This is a genomic window from Methylobacterium sp. CB376 (assembly GCF_029714205.1).
Classification (GTDB): Bacteria; Pseudomonadota; Alphaproteobacteria; order Rhizobiales; family Beijerinckiaceae; genus Methylobacterium.
Genome location: NZ_CP121648.1, coordinates 2,291,837 through 2,311,022 on the forward strand (window position 1 = coordinate 2,291,837; position 19,186 = coordinate 2,311,022).

19 protein-coding genes and 1 pseudogene are annotated in these 19,186 nt (G+C 74.8%); 5 read left to right on the plus strand and 15 right to left on the minus strand.

Going from position 1 to position 19,186, the window contains the following annotated elements:
* Positions 1-206 precede the first annotated feature (206 nt).
* The 8 genes from QA634_RS10265 to QA634_RS10300 all read right to left on the minus strand — a co-directional run bounded on the left by QA634_RS10265 (position 207) and on the right by QA634_RS10300 (position 7,557).
* Entirely contained in the window at positions 207-893 is a 687-nt protein-coding gene (locus QA634_RS10265) for a hypothetical protein (RefSeq protein WP_012331898.1), read from the minus strand.
* Positions 890-1,522, minus strand: coding sequence for a type II secretion system protein GspM (gspM, locus tag QA634_RS10270; protein WP_012331899.1), 633 nt, complete (start codon positions 1,520-1,522; stop codon positions 890-892). Before gspM ends, QA634_RS10265 begins: the two co-directional genes overlap by 4 nt.
* On the minus strand, positions 1,519-2,580 hold the full coding sequence (locus QA634_RS10275; protein WP_012331900.1) for a PilN domain-containing protein: 1,062 nt from the start codon (positions 2,578-2,580) through the stop codon (positions 1,519-1,521). Before QA634_RS10275 ends, gspM begins: the two co-directional genes overlap by 4 nt.
* 10 nt (positions 2,581-2,590) lie before the next feature.
* Entirely contained in the window at positions 2,591-4,216 is a 1,626-nt protein-coding gene (locus QA634_RS10280; RefSeq protein ID WP_012331901.1) for a GspE/PulE family protein, read from the minus strand.
* 186 nt (positions 4,217-4,402) lie between these two features.
* On the minus strand, positions 4,403-5,293 hold the full coding sequence (locus tag QA634_RS10285) for a type II secretion system protein GspK (protein ID WP_012331902.1): 891 nt from the start codon (positions 5,291-5,293) through the stop codon (positions 4,403-4,405).
* Positions 5,290-6,030 (minus strand): prepilin-type N-terminal cleavage/methylation domain-containing protein, encoded by a 741-nt coding sequence (locus QA634_RS10290; protein WP_012331903.1) that lies wholly within the window; start codon positions 6,028-6,030, stop codon positions 5,290-5,292. Before QA634_RS10290 ends, QA634_RS10285 begins: the two co-directional genes overlap by 4 nt.
* Complete coding sequence (locus tag QA634_RS10295; protein WP_283027488.1) at positions 6,020-6,439, minus strand: general secretion pathway protein GspH; 420 nt, start codon at positions 6,437-6,439, stop codon at positions 6,020-6,022. Before QA634_RS10295 ends, QA634_RS10290 begins: the two co-directional genes overlap by 11 nt.
* A 350-nt stretch (positions 6,440-6,789) precedes the next feature.
* Positions 6,790-7,557, minus strand: a complete 768-nt coding sequence (locus QA634_RS10300; RefSeq protein ID WP_012331905.1) for a heme-binding protein — start codon at positions 7,555-7,557, stop codon at positions 6,790-6,792.
* 719 nt (positions 7,558-8,276) lie between these two features.
* Here QA634_RS10300 and QA634_RS10305 point away from each other — a divergent pair.
* Positions 8,277-10,295 carry a class I SAM-dependent methyltransferase gene (locus tag QA634_RS10305; protein WP_012331906.1) on the plus strand — a complete coding sequence of 673 codons (2,019 nt, stop codon included), beginning with the start codon at positions 8,277-8,279 and terminating at the stop codon, positions 10,293-10,295.
* A gap of 116 nt (positions 10,296-10,411) precedes the next feature.
* Here QA634_RS10305 and QA634_RS10310 read toward each other — a convergent pair whose 3' ends face one another.
* A complete protein-coding gene (locus tag QA634_RS10310) occupies positions 10,412-10,966 on the minus strand; it encodes a thioesterase family protein (RefSeq protein ID WP_012331907.1) in 555 nt (184 codons plus the stop codon).
* A 393-nt stretch (positions 10,967-11,359) separates the two neighbouring features.
* Here QA634_RS10310 and QA634_RS10315 point away from each other — a divergent pair, with 393 nt between their 5' ends.
* A complete protein-coding gene (locus QA634_RS10315) occupies positions 11,360-12,787 on the plus strand; it encodes an FAD-binding oxidoreductase (protein ID WP_012331908.1) in 1,428 nt (475 codons plus the stop codon).
* 12 nt (positions 12,788-12,799) lie between these two features.
* Here the strand turns inward: QA634_RS10315 and QA634_RS10320 are convergent, their stop codons facing one another.
* Positions 12,800-14,191 (minus strand): TAXI family TRAP transporter solute-binding subunit, encoded by a 1,392-nt coding sequence (locus QA634_RS10320; protein ID WP_012331909.1) that lies wholly within the window; start codon positions 14,189-14,191, stop codon positions 12,800-12,802.
* Between the two features lie 24 nt (positions 14,192-14,215).
* Here QA634_RS10320 and QA634_RS10325 point away from each other — a divergent pair, with 24 nt between their 5' ends.
* Positions 14,216-14,818 (plus strand): regulatory protein RecX, encoded by a 603-nt coding sequence (locus QA634_RS10325; RefSeq protein WP_012331910.1) that lies wholly within the window; start codon positions 14,216-14,218, stop codon positions 14,816-14,818.
* Between the two features lie 7 nt (positions 14,819-14,825).
* On the opposite strand, the gene QA634_RS10330 is transcribed toward QA634_RS10325, so the two are convergent.
* The 3 genes from QA634_RS10330 to QA634_RS10340 all read right to left on the minus strand — a co-directional run bounded on the left by QA634_RS10330 (position 14,826) and on the right by QA634_RS10340 (position 15,830).
* Complete coding sequence (locus QA634_RS10330; protein WP_012331911.1) at positions 14,826-15,089, minus strand: hypothetical protein; 264 nt, start codon at positions 15,087-15,089, stop codon at positions 14,826-14,828.
* A gap of 117 nt (positions 15,090-15,206) precedes the next feature.
* Positions 15,207-15,398: a hypothetical protein gene (locus QA634_RS10335; protein ID WP_012331912.1), complete on the minus strand. Its 192-nt coding sequence runs from the start codon at positions 15,396-15,398 to the stop codon at positions 15,207-15,209.
* A gap of 120 nt (positions 15,399-15,518) precedes the next feature.
* A complete protein-coding gene (locus QA634_RS10340; RefSeq protein WP_012331913.1) occupies positions 15,519-15,830 on the minus strand; it encodes a hypothetical protein in 312 nt (103 codons plus the stop codon).
* A gap of 184 nt (positions 15,831-16,014) precedes the next feature.
* On the opposite strand from QA634_RS10340, the gene QA634_RS10345 reads away from it, so the two are divergent.
* Positions 16,015-16,227: a hypothetical protein gene (locus tag QA634_RS10345; RefSeq protein WP_012331914.1), complete on the plus strand. Its 213-nt coding sequence runs from the start codon at positions 16,015-16,017 to the stop codon at positions 16,225-16,227.
* A 31-nt stretch (positions 16,228-16,258) separates the two neighbouring features.
* On the opposite strand, the gene QA634_RS10350 is transcribed toward QA634_RS10345, so the two are convergent.
* Together QA634_RS10350 and tehA are read right to left on the minus strand one after the other, a co-directional pair.
* Positions 16,259-17,134, minus strand: a complete 876-nt coding sequence (locus QA634_RS10350) for a dienelactone hydrolase family protein (protein ID WP_012331915.1) — start codon at positions 17,132-17,134, stop codon at positions 16,259-16,261.
* A gap of 205 nt (positions 17,135-17,339) precedes the next feature.
* Positions 17,340-18,335, minus strand: coding sequence for a dicarboxylate transporter/tellurite-resistance protein TehA (tehA, locus tag QA634_RS10355; protein WP_012331916.1), 996 nt, complete (start codon positions 18,333-18,335; stop codon positions 17,340-17,342).
* Between the two features lie 120 nt (positions 18,336-18,455).
* Between tehA and QA634_RS10360 the strand changes: the two are divergent.
* Positions 18,456-19,149 (plus strand): annotated as a pseudogene (locus QA634_RS10360) (LysR substrate-binding domain-containing protein); the annotation flags it as partial.
* Between the last annotated feature and the right edge of the window lie 37 nt (positions 19,150-19,186).

Genomic DNA, 19,186 nt, shown 5'->3' on the forward strand with positions numbered 1-19,186 from the left:
GGGTTGGCGCAACCCTAGGCAGGGCCCCCGGGGGTGTCAATTTGTTTCCACTTATTAGGACTTGTGGCGAAGCGCCTGTGACTGTTTTATCACGCCATCATGAAATTGTTAGACTGCAATACTGGATAGGAAATTCGGCATTGACTGCCGAACGAGGATCTCTTGGTGCGGCGGACCTGTCGCAAGTGTTCCGCAAGTCGGAGCGTCTATCTCAGCGCGTGGCCGGGCTGCGTGGATAACATTCGCGCCAAGCCGGCCGCAGGGGCTCCGGTGGCGGAGCTTTTGGCGAACAGACGATATTCCTGCTCGCGCGGGCCGTCGCGCAGGAGGAGGCGGTCGCCCTCGATGCGGGCCACCTCCCAGCCCTCGACGCGGTCGCCGGCCCGCAGGGTGGCGGCCTTGTCGGCCGCCGCTCCCCGCACGACCGCGAAGGGCTGCTCGCTCCCCTCCACGATGCCGACGAGCCGCAGCTGCGGCGGCGGCCTCGGCGGCTCGGGCGGCGGGGGAACGAAGGCCACGACCGGCGGCGGCGCGGCGACCGGGATCGCGGGCGGCCGCCGGCTCGCCGAGAAGAGCGGGCGGGCGCGGGCCGGCCGGGCCGCCGCGCCGCTCGCCTCGGCGGAGGGCGAGGGCGAGGGCGCGGCCTGGTCGGGCAGCGCCGGCTGGCTTGGCAGCGCCGCTTGGCTTGGCAGCGCCGCTTGGCTTGGCAGCGCCGCTTGGCTTGGCAGCGCCGGCTGGCCGGGCTCGGCCGGCCCGGGCGGCGGAGCCGCGGCCGCGGGCGGGCCCGGCGCGACCGAGCCGGGAAAGAGCATCGCGCCGATCGACCCCGCCTGCGCGAGGGCGGGGCCGGAGAGGGCGAGGAGCGCCAGGGCGGCGGGCGGGCAGGCTCTCACGGTCGCTCCTCCGCGCGGTAACCCCTCACCGCGAGGGCGACGCGCAGCATCGGATCCTCCTCGGCCGCGGCTCCGCGCGCTTGGCTGCCGTACCCTTGGCCTCCATACCCTTGGCCGCCGTACCCTTGGGCACCGTACCCTTGGGCACCGTGCCCTTGCGCCGGGCGCAGGTTGAGGCCCTCGACGGTGAGGAGCGGCCGGCCGTTCTCCACGGCGGTGAGCAGGTCGAGGAGGCCGGGATTGCGGGTCTCCAGGGTGACGCGGGCGAGCAGGCTCAGGGGATCGGCGGCGGCCGGCTCCTCCTCGACCTGCACCTCGATCAGGCGCCCGCCCGCCCGCTCCACCAGGGCGACGAGGCGGGTCTGCAGCTCGGCCCGGGCGAGGCTCGGGCTGCGGGCTTCGAGGAACGGGGAGGCGGTCTCGGCCGGCGCGGCGGCCGGCGCGGCGGCGAGGCCGCGCACCTTCGCCTCCAGCCGGGCGAGCTGCGCGCCGCGCTCCCCGGCAGCCTCCGCGGCCTGCGACCAGCGCAGGGCGTTGGCGAGCGTCGTCGCGGCGAGCAGGCCCGGGAGGCCGAGGAAGAGCGCGAGCGCGGCCGGCCCGAGCCAGCGCCGGGCGGGAGTCTCGGTCACGGCACGCCTCCCGGGGGCGCCGCGCGCGTGGCGGCGAGATCGAACAGGTCGCGCCCCTCGCCGTCCCGCACGACCGGGGCGGCGAAGCGCAGGCCCGACAGGCCCGCCTGGGTCTCCAGCAGGCCCACCAGGGCCGGCGCATCGGCCGAGCGCCCGAGGAGATGCAGCGTGCCCCGGCCCGCGTCGAGTTCCCGCAGCACCGTGTGGTCCGGCAGGGCCGCGCTCAGGCGGTCGAGGAGGGAGCCCATTCCCGCCTCGGGGCGATTCGCGGCGAGCAGCGCCTGCGCGCGGCTCGCCCGCGGCCTGGTCCGGGCCTGAACCCGGGCCTGCAGGGCGGCGAGCCGCTCCTCCGTGGCCTGCAGCTCGGCCTCCGCCGAGGCCGCGAGCCAGGCCGTGCCCGCGCAGGCGAGCGCGAGGAGCGCGAGCGCGCCCGCGAGGCCGCGGCCGAGCCGTCGCCGCAGGACGGGATCGCCCGCCTCCGCCCGGCCGGCATAGAGGTCGATCGCCAGCGGCGCCGCGAGGGGCTCCTCGGCGCTGCCGAGGGCCGTCGGGCGCAGGCCCGCCGCCGCGACCCGCGCCAGGAGGGGCTCGGCCCGCTCCCGCGCGGTGACGAGGAGGTCGACCGTGACGTCGCCCCCCGGGGCGGGCGGCGCGACCCGGAACCCGTAGAGCACCCGGTCGGGCTGCCAGGGCGTGAGGCGTTCGAGCCGGTGCTCGATGATCGGCCGCAGGTAGGCGCGGCCCGCCTCCGGCACCGAGAGCGAGCGGCGCAGGAAGCAGCCGGCCGGGAGGCGTGCCTCGAGGGGCCCGCCGCGCAGGCGCTCGGGGGCGGCCTCGCCCGGCCCGAGCCGCGCGGCCAGCACCGCCTCGCCCCCGCGCGCGACGCCGTAGACGAGGAGCGCGTCCTCCTCCACCACGACCACCCGCCGGCCGCCGCCGAGGCGCGCCGCCACGGGGCCGAGTCGCCGGACGGCCTCGTCGAGCAGCGCCGCGAGGAGGTCGCGCAGGGGGCGGAGCGGCGGTCCGGCATGCCGGATCCAGGGGAGGGCCAGGGCCACGCGCGCCTCCCTAGCCGGTCATCCGCATCACCTCGTCGAGCGAGGTGAGCCCGTCGGCGGCCTTGGCGAGGCCGTCCTCCAGCATCGTCGTCATCCCGGCCTCGCGGGCGGCGCGCAGCAGCACCAGCGGGTCGGGCTCGCGCCGGATCAGGCCGGTGAGCGCCTCGTCCACCGGCATCACCTCGAAGACCCCGACCCGGCCGCGAAAGCCGCTGCCGCCGCAATGCGGGCAGCCGACCGGGCGATGGACCCGCCCGCCCCCCGGCCGCGCGAAGCCCCGGCGGGCGCAGACCGCGTCGAGCGCCGCGCCCCCGTCCGGATCCGGCGCCCGGCAGCGCTCGCACAGGCGCCGCACCAGGCGCTGCCCGACGACCCCCCGCAGGGACGCGGCGATCAGGTAGGGTTCGACGCCCATGTCGGCGAGGCGGATGACCGCGTCCGGGGCGCTGTTGGTATGGAGGGTGGTCAGCACGAGGTGGCCGGTGAGCGCCGCCTGGATGCCGATCGCCGCCGTCTCGCGGTCGCGCATCTCGCCGACCATGATCACGTCCGGATCGTGGCGCAGGAAGGAGCGCAGCGCGTTCGCGAAGGTGAGCCCGATGCCGGGCTTGATCTGGGTCTGGTGGATGCCGGGGATCTGGTACTCGATCGGGTCCTCGACCGTGACGATCTTGCGGGCCGGGTCGTTGAGGAGCGAGACCGCGGTGGCGAGCGTGGTGGTCTTGCCGCTGCCGGTCGGCCCGGTGACGATGATCAGCCCGTGCGGCTCGCCGAGCATCCGCTCCAGCGCGTCCCGGTCGCGGGCCGAGAGGCCGACCCGGGCGAAGTCGAGGAGGCGCGCGTCCTTCACCAGGATGCGCAGCACCGCCGTCTCGCCGTAGAGGGTCGGCATCACGGCGACGCGCAGATCCGCCTCGCTCGCGCGCACCCGCACATTGGTGCGCCCGTCCTGCGGCAGGCGCCGCTCGGCGATGTCGAGCCCGGCCAGGATCTTCACCCGCGAGATGATCGCCGGGGCCATGTCCTTCGGCAGGGTCTGGTGCAGGCGCAGCCGCCCGTCGATCCGCAGCCGCACCCGCAACTCCTCGCGGCCGGTCTCCAGGTGGATGTCGGTCGCCCCGACCTCGACGGCGCGCTCCAGGAGCGCGTCGATGGCCCGCACGATCGGGGCGCCCCGGGCGAGGTCCTGCAGCGCCTCGACGTCGTCCGTGAGGCCGAGATCCGCGTGGGCGGGGCGCGCCCGCGCCTCGGGCGCGGCGGTGGCGCCCTCGGCCCGGGCGATGAGTTCGCCGATCTCCTCGAAGGAGAGGACCCCGAGCCGGGGCGCGCAGCCGAGGGCGAGCGCCACGGCGCGGATCGCCTCCTCGTTTCCGGGATCGGCCACCAGGAGGAGCGGCCCCTCCGGCCCGGCGACCGGGTACAGGAAGGCGTCGGCGAGGAAGCGGCGGGACAGCCCGGCGGTCAGGTCCGGCAGGGCCGCGACCGCGTCGCGGTCGAGGCGGGGCAGGCCGTGATGCGCGGCGAGCGCCTGGGCGAGGTCCCCCGCCGGGACGCCGCCCGCGCGCCAGAGCGCCTCCGCGCCCCCCGCCTCCGGCGGCAGGGCCTCTCCCGTGACGGACCGCTCGAACGCCCCCACCCTCGCCACCCCCGGTGCCGGGCCCCGGTGCCGGCCGGCTCGACTCGTCAGCTTGCTTGTCCGGTGAAGTCTAACGGCGATCTGCCGGCCCGCGGAGGCCGGCCACGCGCCGTTAAGAGAAAAGCAAGACGTGTGTCACGGGCAGCACAGGCGGTCCCGGTGCGCCGGGGCGGCGCCTTGTGCTGGTCATTCGCGCCACTCGGTGATGAAGTACGGGGCCTCGTCGGCGGGCGCGCGGATCAGGATTGCCGAGACGGCGCCCGTGGTGGCGCCGCGCCGGGCCTCGACGCGCACCCGGAAGGCGCCGCCGGGCTTGGCGCCGACATAGGCCTGCTGGCGCGCGAACAGCCGCGGCACCTCGCCGGCGGCCCGCTCGGCCGGCATCCGGCGCAGGGCCGCCGCCGCCGCGACGAGCTGGGGCGTCGCCTCCGGCAGGGCGAGGATCACCGGATCGGGCGCGGCGAGCACGTTCACCTTCCCGGACGGATTGTGCACGGTGACGATCTCGGCCAGGGCCGCGACGTCCTCGTCGGTGAGGCCGGGGAGCCAGCGCAGGTCCTCGACCGCGCGGAAGCCGTCGCGCTTGACCGCCTGCGCCCCCGGGGCCGCCGTCCCGGCGGCCGCGCGCGCCGTCCCGGCGGCCGCGCGCGCCGCCGCGGTGGCCCCGGCGGGCGCGGGCTCGTTGCGGCCGCGCCACGCCACCACGGCGGCCGCGAAATCGGCCGGGGCCAGGCCGCGCAGGCGCAGGGCGGCGGCCGCCGCCGCCAGCAGGGCGGGCTCGGACCAGTTCAGGTCGATGAGCCCGCTCTCGTCGCGCGCCGCGATCCGCACGGTGCCGTCGTCGAGGCGGATCTCGCCGGCGATGCGGTCGGGCGCGAGCCGCAGGCCGAGGAGCTGGTGGGCGGCAAGCTCGATCCCGGCCCGGATCAGCGCGTCGCGCCGCAGCACCTCGCCCTCGGTCCAGGCGCCCTCGACGCTGCCGCGGGTGACGAGGGCCGCCCCCCCGGCGAGGCTCGCGAGCAGGGCCAGGACGCCGAGCGTCGCCACCAGGATGAAGCCCTCGCGGCCGCCCCTCATCGGCGCACCTGGTAGGGGAGGGCGCCGAGGATCGAGGCCACGGAGGGCGCGTCGTCCTCGGGCGCCTTGCGCTCGTCGAAGCGGCTGCACAGGGCCTTGCGCGGCGACAGGCAGCCGGGCTCGGCGGCGGCCCGCAGGGGCACGCGCAGGCTCCCGCGGATCTCGCCCGAGGCCGGATCGGTGAGGGCGAGGCGCACCGCCTCGGGCAGGGCGTCCTCGGCCGGCCACTCGTCGGTCAGCAGCTCGGGCAGGCGCGGCGTGCCGGGGGTGACGTAGGCGAAGCGCAGCCGCGCCCCCCCGGTCGAGAGGCGCCGCGCCTCCCCGAAGGCGACCGCGTCGAGGTCCCGCAGCGACGGGACGAAGGCGCCCTCGCGCCACAGCAGCGCCCCGCCCTCCGGCGCCGGGACGCTCTCGGCCCGCACCACCACGATGCGCAGGGCGGCGCCCTCCCGGCGCTGCGCGGCGAAGACCAGCGTGTCGCGCGTGCCGGCGAAGACGAAGCCGCGGCGCGGGGCGTCCCAGCGCGCGCGGGCCGCGCCCTCGACGGCGCGCGCGAGGGTGGCGAGGCTGCGCCCGGCGCGCTCGCGCGCCTCGGCCCCGGCCGCGACCCGCTCGGCCTGACGGGTGAGGAGGGCGACGGCCGAGGCGAGGGCGGCCAGGACCGCCCCCGCGACCGCGAGGCTCGCCAGCACCTCGACCAGCGAGAAGCCGCCCCGCGCCCTCCGCTCAGCGGCCATGGCGGCCCTCCCGCGTCACCGTGACGGCGCCCGTGAGGTCGTCCACCTCCACGGCCGCGAGGCTGCCCCCGCCGGGCCCGGCGAGGAAGACCGTGCCGCCGGAGGCGCTGCCGTCCGGCCGGAAGCGGATCGCTGTCTCGCGGGCCGCGACGCGCATGGCGTAGGCGGTCGGCACCGGCACCTCGCCGTTCGCCGCGCCCGAGCGCACCGCGCGGCGCGCGAGGTCGATCTCGGTGCGGATCGTCGTCTGCCCGCGCAGGGCCGCGTCCCGGTCGCGCCGCAGCAGCGCGGCGATCTCCTGCGCCTTCAGCCCGAGGCGGGCCGGCCCGTCGAACGGCCGCGCGCGGGGCAGGGCGAGCGCGGCGAGCAGCGCCAGGATCAGGAGCGCCAGCGCGAGTTCGAGCAGCACGAAGCCGCCGGCTCTCTCCCGCGCGGGTCCGCGGCCGGGCGGGCGGGGGCGGGCATGGGGCGAATCGGGATCATCCGGTGGTGGCCGCGCGGGGCCGCGATCCTGCCCGGGCGGCGCCTCGGGCGCCAGCCCGGCGGTGCGCCGGGCCGCTCAAGCTCTCGCCGACGAACACTCGCCGACGAACACTCGCCGACGAACGCTCGCCGACGAACACTCGCCGACGAATAGGCCGCCGGTTCGTCGCGGACGATGCGGCACGATCAAGAATCTCGGGCAGGATCCGATCGCGCCGCGATCGGATCCTGCTCTGGCCGGGAGCGGGCCGCGCCCGCCCCCGGTCTCGTCCGACCTTACGAGTTCGGCGGGAACACCGCGCCCTGGGTGCCGGTGTCGTTCGGGCAGCGCGGATGGCCGCCGGTGGCCGGCGTCGCGTTGTTGACGAAGGTCAGCTTGTCGGTCTCCGGGCCCTGCAGGTTGAGGAGCCGGCGGGTGCGCCACGCCACCGAGTGGTCGGCGCAGGCCGTGTCGCCCGACAGGCCGAGGCCGCCGACGCGGAACGGGCCGCTGTAGAGCGCGAGGCCGCCGCCGAAGGTGATCGTGCCGCCGACGCGCTGCGTCAGCATCGGGTCCTGCGTGGTGCCGAACTTGGCGTAGTCGCCCGCGTAGACGAGGCTGCTCTCGACGTTGCCGCCCTCGAGCCCGAAGAGCGGGTTGCCGCCGCTCGGGGCCGGCTGCACGAAGCCGTAGAGCTGGGCCGTCGAGAGCGGGCCCTTGGGCAGGTTGAGGCTGAAGGCGTTCGCCGTGTAGGCCTTCGCGGCCGCGATCTGGCGGCTGCCCAGCCACTGCGATTCCTGGAACGGCCCGGACTTCGCCACCGCGCAGACCTGGCCGGTCAGGTTCACCACCACCGCCCAGAAATCGTTGTCGAGGCCGGTGGAATCCGCCGCCGCCGCCTGGCGCACCGCCGATTCCAGCTGCGCCTGCTCGACCGGGCAGGGCGACTGCAGCGTGTTCAGGGTCGGAGCGGCCTGCGCCCGCGCCTCCTGCCCCCAGGCGAGCGCCCCGAGCAGCGTTCCGGCCAGCGCGGCAGTCACTCCGTGCAGAGTGCTCTTTGTCATGTGTCGCGTCCCCTATTTTGCCAGCTGATGAGCAGAGTTGCGCCCGCAGCGAACGCTCTAGCTTGGCAGCACCAATGCATCCTCGTTTCCCGAGCCGAAATCCATACGCCTCGACTGATGGAGCGCAGGTCGCGCCGGAGCCGCCCGGGCGCCGCCCTGACCGAAAAACCGCAATGGTTGAGGCATGTTAACCCTTTTCCAAGCCGGATCGGACAGGATCGGGCGGGTCCTGGCCCGCAAAAGTCGAAGCCAAGTGTTGCAACGTAGCAACAAAGCCGCATGACTCGGAGATGTTGTAGTCGATTTGCTTATTAATTATTCGTGAACATGAATTTCAGCTGCGGGCCTGACGCAAGCTGCTGATTCCCGGTGGATTCCCGGAGATTGGCTGATAAACAGCCTTCGTTCAGGATGCGAAATCGGCGGCACCAGATCACGCGGCCGTGATCCCGCGCCGTCCACTCAGCTTTGATTGTCGGTCGGCAGCGGCGCGATCTGTCGAGGAAGTGAACTGGACGACAGCGAGGGGCGGTCAGGAGCGCTCTGCCGGCGCGCCGCCGCCGCCGGATCGAGCGATCCGGCCGCCGCCGGTCTGGCCTCGGCCTCGCTCCGGCGGTATCCCGGCAATCCTGCGCGTCCCGGGTGAGGCCGCCGCCCGGTCCGGGCGGCGGGTCCGGCGGCCGGCGGACATGCGCGCGAGACGGCCCTCCGGCCGGGGGATGCCCGTGAAGAGAAGCCTCGTCATCCTGATGAACTGCCACGGTCGGGAGGTGGGACGCTACCTCGCCTCGCACCCCGTCATCCGCGAGCAGTACGAGATCACCACCTTCGTCACCTACCTGAGCGCCGACGACGCCGCGGCCCGCGCGGCCATCGAGGCGGCGGTGGCCGCCGCCGACGTCGTCATCTGCCAGAACGTCAAGAGCATCCCGTGGCTGCGCAACGAGGCCCTGCGGGCGCTCACCGGGAAGGGCTGCGCCTTCCTGCCGCTCGAGTTCTGGCGCTGCAACGGGTTCTGGCCGATCCCGCTCGAACCCTTCTCGAACTGGCTGAAATTCCCGCCGGACGACGCGCCGGGCCGCAGCTTCGCCGAGTACATCGCGCATGATCCCGGTCGGACCTGGACATTCCAGCACTTCGATCGCGCCCTCGACACCTTCCGGGAGGTCGACGCGCTCTCGGAGATCCCGATGTTCGATTACTTCGTGAACAATTACCGCAGCGACAACCTGTTCACGGAACACTTCCATCCGACTTCGCTGTTCTTCCTCGAACTGTGCCGGCGGATCCTGCGCTGGCTCGGCCTGTCGGACGCGATCGGCCTGCTGCCGAACGACGCGATCGGCGCCGACAGCTACCGGCTGATCCTGGACCCGGTGGCCGAGACGCTCGGCCTGCGGTTCGATCGGACGCTCCTGCACTTCCACGACACGGTGATCGACCGGCAGACCTACTTCGAGTTCGCCCGCCACGCGCAGCGGCAGCTCCCGCCCGACACCTCCTACGAGGCGGCGCTGCGGGCCTTCTACGCCTGGGCGGCGGACCAGGGCATGCGCAGGGAGCTGCGCGACGTGGCGGGGCTCGGCCGGCAGGGCCGGGACCCGGCCGGGCGCGCCCCGGCCGAGATCGACCTGGGCGAGATCCGCGACCTGCGGGCCGTCACCTTCACGGCGCCGGCCCCCCTCGGGCCGGGTCTCGAGGCCTACGGGTCGGTGGACGGCGTCCGCTGGGAGCGCCTCGGCCCCCCGGAGGCGACGGGGCCGCGCGAGGTCCGCTTCGCGGCCGCCCGCGCGGCGGATGGCGGCGCGGCGGATGGCGGCGCGGCCGGGGGCTCGGCCTGCTTCCGCCACCTGCGGGTCGGCGGCGGGGCGCCGCTGCCGGCGGGCGGGCGGATCGGCGCCCTCGTGGAGGCCCTGGTCCATCCCGCCTGCGACCTCTCCGCCCCGCGTCCGGGCGGCCCGGTCGCGGCGCCCCTGCGGGTCGACAGCCCGCAGGACTGCTTCTTCACGCACACGATCGAGCTGCCCGGCCACGGCCTGATGCGGGGCGAGTGGGACGCGCGGGGCCGCGTCGAATCCTGCCTCGGCCACGTCGACGTCGCGGGAAAGCGGGTGCTCGACATCGGCTGCGCCAGCGGCTTCCTCAGCTTCGAGCTGGAGGCGCGCGGGGCCGAGATCGTCTCGCTGGACATCCCGGGCGCCCGGCACTGGGACGTCGTTCCCTTCCCGGAACTCGACGGCGACGCGGCCCTCGACCTCCTCGGGCGGCACCTCGACGCGATCCGGCGGGCCTATTGGCTGTCGCACCGGGCCCTGGGATCGCGGGCGCGCTACGTGCAGGGCACGGCCTACGCCATCCCGGCCGAGGTCGGCCCCGTCGACGTCGCGCTCCTCGGCAGCGTGCTGCCCCACCTGCGCGACCCGTTCCGGGCGCTGCACGCCGCCGCCCGGATCGCGCGCGACAGCCTGATCGTGATCGAGGTCGCCCCCCGGCGCCGCTGGCCCTTCGGGTCCCCGGACCGGCCGCCGGCCTTCCTGCCCCGGGCCTCGCGGCCCGACCGCTGGGAATCCTGGTGGCGCCTCGCCCCGGGGACGATCCGCGAGATGCTCGCCGTCCTGGGCTTCGCGGACGCGGCGCTGCATCGCCACCGCCTGATCCATGCCGGCCGGCCGCGGGACTGCACCACGCTGGTGGCGCACCGCACGGCGCCGACCAACGCCGCCTTCGGCCCGGACTAGAGCAGCGCCCGATCACGCCGCACTCGGGGGCTGCTCTCGGTCCGTCATGCTGCCGTGTTGTCTCCGACGGACCGGCATCCACGTCGTCGGAGAACGCTCTCGCCGCGGGCGCCCGCTCAGTGCCGCGCGCCGGCCAGGACCGCGACCGCGTCCCCGTCCCGCCGGGCGCGGCGCGGGATGCCGATCACCCGGCCTAGATCCTCCGGCCGCGGCAGCCGGGCGTGGCACGCCCGCATCACCGCGAGGTTGGCGAGGATGTCGGGCGGGAAGGGCGTCACCCGGCGGCTCGTCGCGTCGACGTGCAGCGCCATGTTCTCGGACGACGCCGCCACCCAGCCCTCCTGGGCGTGGCGGATCTCCAGGTAGAAGTGCAGGCGCTTCTCGTCGAAATCGACCAGCTGCAGCGTCACGCGCACCCGGTCGTCCGCCGTCAGCTCCCGCCGATAGCGCACGTGAACCTCGGCGGCGAAGTAGGTGGCGCCGCGCTCCGCGATATATTCGGGCCCGAGCCCGACGATTTCGAAGGCCTCGTCGACCGCGCGATCGAAGATCACGTGGTAGTAGGCCATGTTGAGATGGCCGTTATAGTCGATCCAGGCCGGTTCGATCGGCATCGTCGACGAGACGAATGGCGCGAAGAAGAATACCGATGCGGAACGCTCGTCTGCCATGGCGGACTCCTGGCAAGCGCGGCGGGATCTCGGGACAGCGTCACCCGAGGTAGCACGCTCGGCCAAAAGGTCTACCCCCCAGGAGGAGGGGGCCGATGCGGCCAAGCCGGCCCTCAAAGACTTGACCGTGATATTTGCACAACAAATCAGCAGGCGCGACATTCCGCCGCAAAAGCAGCGGGATGGGTTCGCGGCCGGCAAGCCCCCGGCAGGTCCCCCGGCAAGCCCCCGGCAGGTCCCCCGGCAAGCCCCCGGCAGGTGCCCCGGCAAGCCCCCGGCGGGATTTCGTATGACACCGGGATGAAGGGCGCGTAGAGGGCTTTGGAAGAATCGAGGCCCGGGGACCGGACCGGGCGCGCCGGCCGCGCCCGGAGAGCCATGAGGGAGACGAGCATGAACGCCGCGAGCCCCGCCCCCCTGCCCGCGCTGCGCGAGCGCCCGAGCCCGGAGACCGTGGCGGCCGTCACGGCGGCGCTGGCGGCGCAGTTCGGCAACCGCCTCGTCACTTCCCAGGCGGTGCGCGAGCAGCACGGCAGCACCCTGACCTGGGTGCCGAACCAGCCGCCGGACGCGGTCGTGTTCGTCGACAGCACCGAGGAGGTGCAGGCGGTCGTGCGGGTCTGCGCGGCCCACCGCATGCCGGTCGTCGCCTTCGGCACCGGCACCTCGCTGGAGGGCCACGTGAACGCCCCCTACGGCGGCGTCTCGGTCGACCTCTCGGGCATGAACCGGGTGCTGGCCGTGCACGCGGAGGATCTCGACTGCGTGGTGCAGCCGGGCGTCACCCGCAAGGCGCTGAACGAGCACCTGCGCGACCAGGGGCTGTTCTTCCCGATCGATCCCGGCGCGGACGCCTCCCTGGGCGGCATGGCGGCGACGCGGGCCTCGGGCACCAACGCGGTGCGCTACGGCACCATGAAGGACAACGTCCTGGCGCTGACCGCGGTGCTGCCGAACGGCGAGATCCTGCGCACCGGCTCGCGGGCGCGCAAGAGCTCGGCCGGCTACGACCTCACCCGCCTGCTCGTGGGTTCGGAGGGCACGCTCGGCATCATCACGGAGCTGACGCTGCGGCTCTCGGGCATCCCGGAGGCGATCTCGGCGGGGATCTGCCCCTTCCCGACCATCAAGGCCGCCTGCGACGCGGTGATCCTGACCATCCAGTCCGGGCTGCCGGTGGCGCGGATCGAACTCCTCGACGAGGTGCAGGTGGCGGCCTGCAACGCCTACTCGAAGCTCTCGCTGCCCGAGACGCCGCTGCTCCTCGTGGAGTTCCACGGCTCGGAGGCCAGCGTCGCCGAGCAGGCCGAGCGCTTCGGCGAGATCGCGGCCGAGTTCGACGGCGGCCCCTACGAGTGGGCGACGAAGGCCGAGGAGCGCTCGCGCCTCTGGCAGGCCCGGCACGACGTCTACTGGGCCGCGAGCGGGATGCGCCCCGGCGCCAAGGTGATCGCCACCGACGTCTGCGTGCCGATCTCGCGCCTCGCCGAATGCGTCGACGCGACCAAGCGGGACATCGTCGAGAGCGGGATCATCGCGCCGATCGCCGGCCATGTCGGGGACGGCAACTTCCACACCTCGCCGCTGGTGATGATGGACGATGCCGACGAGATCGCCCGCGTGACGGGCTTCATCGAGCGCCTCGTCGCCCGGGCGATCGCCATGGAGGGCACCTGCACGGGCGAGCACGGCATCGGCCAGAAGAAGATGCGCTTCATGGAGATCGAGCACGGCGCCCCGGCCCTCGCCCTGATGCGCGGCCTCAAGCGGACGATCGACCCGGACAACATCATGAATCCGGGCAAGGTCCTCCCGCTCTAAGCGGCGGCCCGCCTACCCGCCCGGGGCGTGCAGGCTCAGCACCCGCGCGGCCCGCTCGCGCGGCGCCTCCTCGCCCCGCGCGCCCCGGCAATCGGCGATGGCCGCCCGGGCCGCGTCCACCGCCAGGATCAGCGCGCTCATCGTGCGGATGTCGGTGTCGTGGGCGCGGGCATGCCCGACCACGTCGACCACGAGCCCGTCGATCTCGACCGCGAGCGCGTCGAGCGCGGCCGGGTCCGGGGCGGTGCGGGCCTCCCTCAGGATGCCGAGCAGCCGGTCGAGCACGGCGTCGACGCGCGCCCGCTTCTCCCGCGCCAGCCGCTGGCCGATCCAGGCCCCGGCCGAGCCCAGCCCGCCCCCGAAGAAGGCCACGAGGTAGATCAGGTCCTCGTAGCGCTGCAGGAAGGTCTGCTGCTCGCGCTCGAAGTAATCCACCGCCCCCGGGTGGTTGGGGAGCCGCGCGCTCGTCGCCGCGACGGAACTGTCGAAATCCGGCGCCTTGACGAGGTTCGCGGTCGTGGTGCGGGCCGCGAGCCGGGAGCGCAGCTCGAACAGGTGCTGGGTCACCCGCGCGGCGGTGTCCCGGTCGAGGGAGGCCCGCGCCATCAGCCGGTAGGAGGCGCCGACCGTGCGCACGTCCTCGTCGGGGCGCTTGGGGCGTCCCCCGAAGGTGCCGGCCGGGATGGTCACGCTCTGCAGTTCGGGCAGGCGCTGGAGGATCGCCTCGCCGTCCGGCACCGCGACGAAGCTCGCGCGGTGCTCCGGCGAGGCGGCCTCCACGGCCCGGACCACGTGCCCCGCCCAGCGCGAGGACGGGGCGGCGATCACCGCGACCGCGTCGATGCGCCCGCCCGTCAGCGCCGCCGTCACCTCCTCGGCCCGCAGGGGCACCAGCGCCACGGTCCCGGGCGCGCCGGCCCGCTCCGCCGGAGCCTGGGCGAGGTCGTAATAGGTGAGGAGGCTGGCCATGAAGGGCAGGTCGGCGCCGTGCCGGGCGACGAGGCCGAGGCGCTTGCCGGTGAGTTCGGGGAGCTCGCCGAGGCCGGCGCCCGCGGGAGCGGCGATGATCAGCGCCTCGTCGTGCAGCACCGCGAGCGTGAGCCCGTTCTCGGGCAGCTTCACGTCCGGCCGCACCACCGCGAGGTCGGCGCGCCCCTCCTGCAGGGCCGCGGCGCTGTCGCGCACGTCGTCGTAGGGCACGACCTTGAGGCGTATATCCTCCTGGCCGCGGGCGAGCGCCTCCGCGTAGGCTCCGATCAGCCGGGCCTCGACGCCGTCGCGCGGCCCGACCGCGACCCGCAGCGTCGTCGGGCGGGTGAGGACGAAGGCGAGGGCGGTCACGGCCACCAGCAGGAGGCCGACCGTCAGGAAGAGGATATCGCGCCTGTGCAGTATCGTGGGCATCGCTCCTCGCAACGGATGCGCCCTATGAACCCGGACGAGCCCCGCGCGATCCCTGCTCCCGGCCAGGATGCCGACCGGGATGGCGGAAAGACGGCGCGGCCGATCACCCCGGCCTCCCTGGAGCGCGCGGCCCTGGCCTACCTGGAGCGCTACGGCGCCTCGACGGAGATGCTGCGGCGGGTGCTGCTGCGGCGCGTGGAGGCGCGCTGCCGGCTGCGGGGCGAGGCGCCGGAGGATTTCGCCGCGATGGTGGAGGCGGTGGTGGCGCGGGCCGGGCGGGCCGGGCTCGTCGACGACGCCTCCTTCGCGGATGCCAAGGTCCGCAGCCTGCGCCGCCGCGGCGGCTCCGCCCGGGCGATCCAGGCCAAGCTCGCCGCCAAGGGGGTCGACCGCGACACGGTGCGGGCGGCCCTGGCCGCGCATGCGGGCGAGGGGCAGGAAGGCCCCGAGGAGGACGAGGAAGCGGCGGCGCGCGCCTATGCGCGGCGGCGGCGGCTCGGGCCCTGGCGGCGATCTCAGGACCGGGTCGAGGCGCGCCAGCGCGACATCGCCGCGCTGGCGCGGGCGGGTTTCGCGCCGGCCCTCGCCCGCCGCATCGTCGACGAGGAGGACGAGCCGGCCCCGTGAGCGCGGGTCAGAGCGGGCGGGCCCGCAGGATCGCCGCGCGCACGGCGTTGCGCCGCGCCGTCGCGACGATCGCCTCGTCGGCGACCACGCGGCAGGCCCATTCGTGCGCCGCCACCGCCGCCGCAATGTCGAGGCGGATGCCGCGGGCGATCTCGCGCGGACCGGGCCGCGGATCGGCGAAGAAGGACGTCACGGCGGCGCTCAATTCGCCATCGGTGACAGCCCGGACCCGGAACAGCTCGCCCAGCGTCGGAATCTCGTTGCCCGTCATCAGCCCTCCTGACGGATGCCGCCGGTCCCCGCCGGCCCGCCAGCTCCTGCCCGAGTTGCGTTGCAGCAGGATTGCGTGGGCCGGGCGCCGCGTCCCTGCGCTGGCGCACGGGGCGGATCAGCGCCCCATGCTGCGGAAGACGCAGGCCCGCCCGGTATCCTCGAAGCCGCCCGGGCAGCTGCGCACGCAGGCCCCGGCCGCGACCTTGTAGCCCGGCGGGCAGGAGGAGGCCTGCGCCGCGGCGGGACCGGGCCCGGCGGCGAGCAGGGAAGCGGTGAGGGCGAGTGCGCACCGGAGGCTCGAGAGCATGACGCATCCTCTTCGGCGGGGCGCGGGCCGCGCGGCCCGGCGCCCTCTGCTGCGCGCTCCCTCCTTGGCCGCCCGGCCGGCGTGGTAGTTTAGGGCCGGCCCGGGAAAAAGGGACCCCGCTCAGCCCCGGCGGCTGACGAGGGAGCGATAGGGGCGCAGGCGCGCGTTGAGGATCGCGCGGCCCGCGACCTGCCGGCCCTCGCGGGTCTGGGCGCGGGCCTCGTGCGACCGCGCGTCCTGCGCCCGCAGCGTCTCGGCGGCGGCGAGCGGCACGATCGCGAGGCCGGCCGAGGCCAGCGCGTCGCCGTAGGCGGCGATGGCCGCGCGGGCGAGCGCCTGCGCGTCGCGGGGCTCGATCCCGTAGGGAATGACGAACTGCGCGTCCACCTCCCGGATCGCCTCCGCCACGAGATCGGTGATGACGGTGCTCATTCCCACCTCGTCCGGTATGCGCCAGGGCTGACATGAGGACAGGGTGTGACCCGGCCATGACCGTGCGCGCGAGGTCGGTGCGCCAGCGCACCGATCGCGCCCGCGCCGGGACGCCGCATCCCGCGTCGAACCCGCGGGCCCGTCCCGTCGTTTGTAGGCGGATCGTGGAGACGGAGACCTGGCGATGGCAGCTACCGGGAGGGCGCGCGCGCCCGGACGAATCGTCGAGATCGGCACCTACGGGCTCGCCCGCTACGCGCGGATGAGCAGCGGCGAGACGATCTGGTGGGGCTCCGAGGAGGACGTGCCCGACCAGGTCGCGCTCGCGGCCGGCCGGAGCGGCGCCGGGCCGGGCCGGGCGGAGGCGGGCCGCGCCGGGTCCGACGCGGCCGCCTGAGAGGCCCGGGCGGAGGGGCCGTCCCTTACCCTTAGGCCACGCCGTGCTGCCGGAACCAGGCCTGCAGCCGCTGCCAGCCGTCCCGGGCCGGCCCGGGACGGTAGCTCGGCCGGTAATCGGCATTGAAGGCGTGGGGGGTGTCGGGATAGACCACGAGATCGCAGGTCTTGGCCGCCGCCCGGCAGGCCTCCCGCATCTGGTCGACCGTGCTCACCGGGATGCCCGGGTCGGCGCCGCCGTAGAGGCCGAGCACCGGCGCCTTCAGCGCGGTCACGAGGTCGAGCGGGTTCTTCGGCTGCAGCGGCGTGGTGGCGCCCGCGAGCCGCCCGTACCAAGCGACGCCGGCCTTCAGGGCGGGGTTGTGCGCCGCGTAGAGCCAGACGATGCGCCCGCCCCAGCAGAAGCCGGTGATCCCGAGCCGCGCCGTGTCGGCCTGCCCGGATTCCTTGGCGAAGGCGACCGTCGCGTCGAGGTCGCCGAGCACCTGCGCGTCCGGCACCTTCGCGACCACGTCGCGGACGATCGCCTGGATGTCGGTCATGCCCGAGACGTCGCCCTGCCGGGCGTAGAGTTCCGGCGCCACCGCGTAGAAGCCGAGCTTGGCCAGGCGGCGGCAGACATCCTTGATGTGCTCGTGGACGCCGAAGATCTCCTGGACCACCAGCACGACCGGGAAGGGGCCGCCGCTCGCCGGCATCGCCCGGTAGGCCGGGATCGCGCCATCCTGCGTCGGGACCTTCACCTCGCTGGCGGTGAGGCCGTTCGCGTCGGTGGCGATGGCGGTCTGCGCGGCGATGGGCTGCGCGGCCAGCGCGAAGCCGGTGGCGAGGCTCGTCACCATCACGGCGCGGCGAGACGGCCGGGTCTCGCCCGCGAGGCTGCGCAGATCGGGCTCGAAGATGCTCATCGGGGTTCCCCTCAAGACAGCGGGACGGGCGGCGCCGCTCGCGCCGCGAAGCGAGGCGGAATTGCGCCGTGCAATTCTGCCTCGCCACTTGGTGTCGCATTATTCTTCGCTGACGCGGTCCTTCGGTTCGCCGCCGAAGCGGTCACCGCTTCGGCGCATGATGCGCGAGCCGTGGCGGAGGCGGCGGGGCCGGTCCGTCCTCGGGTCAGCGCGCCTGCGGCAGCAGCGGCTCGGCCGGGGGCGGCGGGGCCGGCGCCGCGACGAGCCGGCCCGCCGCCAGGAGCCGCAGCGTCCCGAGCACCAGCCAGCCGACGAGCAGATTGGCGCCGAGGAAGACCGGCGGCGCCAGGGCCGCGACCGCGGGCGCCTGCCCGGTCGCGCCGATCCGCAGGCCGAGGGACGCCAGCGCCGTCGCGCCGAACGAGAAGCTCCAGAAGGCCGGGGAGAAGCCCTGCCCGCGCAGGAAGGGGACGAGCCGCAGCATCACCAATCCCTGCAGCAGGCCGTAGCCGAACAGCCCCAGCGCCACCGGCCCGGCCGGATCGCCCCCGAGGCTCAGGAAGGCGACGCCCCCGACCGCCGGCGGCGCGAGCTGGATGCCCAGCGTCGGGCGCAGGGCCGCGCCGAGGGTCGGGCCGGTGTAGAGCCGGTGCAGCAGCACCGATTCGATCGCCAGCCACGACAGCAGCGCCGCCCCGAAGGCGAGCTGCGCGAGGTCGTGCAGGCCGAAGGCCGAGGCGGCCGCCGCCGTGACGAAGCCGCCCGCCACGGTCGGCAGGTAGAGGACCGGGGTCGTCGCGGCGACGTCGCGCCCGCCTTGCCAGAGGCCCCCCGTGCGCCAGACCGCGAAGCCGAGCGTGAACAGGCCGCCGAACCCGAACAGCACGAAGGCGAGGGGCCGCGCGTACGGGAGGGCGGCCAGGGCGACCAGCATGGTCGAGACCCCGGCGAGCCCGATGAAGCAGCACTGGACCGGGTGAAGCGCCTCGTCGAGGGCGGCCGGGCGGGCGCGCAGCCACTTGGCCCCGTAGAGCGCCGCCACGGCGGCCCAGACCGCCACCCCGAGCAGCATCACGGCCTCGCCGACGAGGGACGGGGCGCCCCAGAGCTGGGCGGCCGCCCGCCACGCATTGCCGAGCCCCACGAGGCCCAGCACCATGCCGAAGAACGAGGCCGGAACGGCCGGAAACGAACGGGGCATCACACTCTCCTGCCGAGGCGAGGCGGCGCGGACGCTGCCAGATCAACCTCGAGTTGGCGAGAGGCCGAACAGACAGCCAGTGGTCTGGGCGGCCCCGGCCCGTCCGGAGATGACCCCACCCTCGGCCTGGCCCCGGACGGGGAGCGCCTGCTGGTCGCCGCCCGCCACGTGCTGGAATTCAACGACTGGGTGATGCGGGAATGGCGCGAGCCCGCCGCCACCGGCACGCTGCGGCTCGGCGTCTCGGAGGATTTCATCCCCGGCCAGCTGCCCAAGCTCCTCGCCCGCTTCGGGCGCCTCTATCCGGGCGTGCATATCGAGCCGATGACCGGCCTCAGCTGCACCCTGATCGCGGCCTACGAGGACAAGTGCCTCGACGCGGTGATCGCCAAGCGCAGCGGAGGCAGTCCGCGCGGCCGGGTCATCTGGCGCGAGCTCCTGGTCTGGCTCGCCGCGGCCGATTACCAGCCCGACGTCGCGCGACCGGCCCGCCTCGTGATGCTGGCGCCGCCCTGCAGCGATCGGGAGATGATGATCGCCGCCCTCGATTCGGTGCGCCGGGAATGGGTGGCGGCCTGCACGGCGTCGAGCCTGATGGGCATCCAGGCGGCGGTGGCGGGGGGCTCGGCGTGACCCTGCTCGGGCGCTCCTTCGTGCAGGCGGGCATGCAGATCCTGCGCGCCCCCGAATTCTGGCCGGCCTGCCGACGACCGAACTGGTGGCGATGGGCGAGGACCGGGCCCCCGACCGGGTGCAGCCGCTCATCAGCTTCCTGACCGAGAGCCTCGCCGGCCACGACGCGCTCGCGACCTGAGGCCGCCGACTATACGCTGTCCGGACGATCACGTCCG

Bases quoted from the DNA above. Each gene is read 5' to 3' on its own strand.
- QA634_RS10335 (WP_012331912.1), bottom strand. From the start codon at position 15,398: ATGCTCTCGAGCCTCCGGTGCGCACTCGCCCTCACCGCTTCCCTGCTC.
- QA634_RS10340 (WP_012331913.1), bottom strand. From the start codon at position 15,830: ATGAGCACCGTCATCACCGATCTCGTGGCGGAGGCGATCCGGGAGGTG.
- QA634_RS10325 (WP_012331910.1), top strand. From the start codon at position 14,216: ATGAACCCGGACGAGCCCCGCGCGATCCCTGCTCCCGGCCAGGATGCC.
- tehA (WP_012331916.1), bottom strand. From the start codon at position 18,335: ATGCCCCGTTCGTTTCCGGCCGTTCCGGCCTCGTTCTTCGGCATGGTG.
- QA634_RS10330 (WP_012331911.1), bottom strand. From the start codon at position 15,089: ATGACGGGCAACGAGATTCCGACGCTGGGCGAGCTGTTCCGGGTCCGG.
- QA634_RS10290 (WP_012331903.1), bottom strand. From the start codon at position 6,030: ATGGCCGCTGAGCGGAGGGCGCGGGGCGGCTTCTCGCTGGTCGAGGTG.
- QA634_RS10305 (WP_012331906.1), top strand. From the start codon at position 8,277: ATGCCCGTGAAGAGAAGCCTCGTCATCCTGATGAACTGCCACGGTCGG.
- QA634_RS10315 (WP_012331908.1), top strand. From the start codon at position 11,360: ATGAACGCCGCGAGCCCCGCCCCCCTGCCCGCGCTGCGCGAGCGCCCG.
- QA634_RS10350 (WP_012331915.1), bottom strand. From the start codon at position 17,134: ATGAGCATCTTCGAGCCCGATCTGCGCAGCCTCGCGGGCGAGACCCGG.
- QA634_RS10345 (WP_012331914.1), top strand. From the start codon at position 16,015: ATGGCAGCTACCGGGAGGGCGCGCGCGCCCGGACGAATCGTCGAGATC.
- QA634_RS10300 (WP_012331905.1), bottom strand. From the start codon at position 7,557: ATGACAAAGAGCACTCTGCACGGAGTGACTGCCGCGCTGGCCGGAACG.
- QA634_RS10320 (WP_012331909.1), bottom strand. From the start codon at position 14,191: ATGCCCACGATACTGCACAGGCGCGATATCCTCTTCCTGACGGTCGGC.
- QA634_RS10285 (WP_012331902.1), bottom strand. From the start codon at position 5,293: ATGAGGGGCGGCCGCGAGGGCTTCATCCTGGTGGCGACGCTCGGCGTC.
- QA634_RS10310 (WP_012331907.1), bottom strand. From the start codon at position 10,966: ATGGCAGACGAGCGTTCCGCATCGGTATTCTTCTTCGCGCCATTCGTC.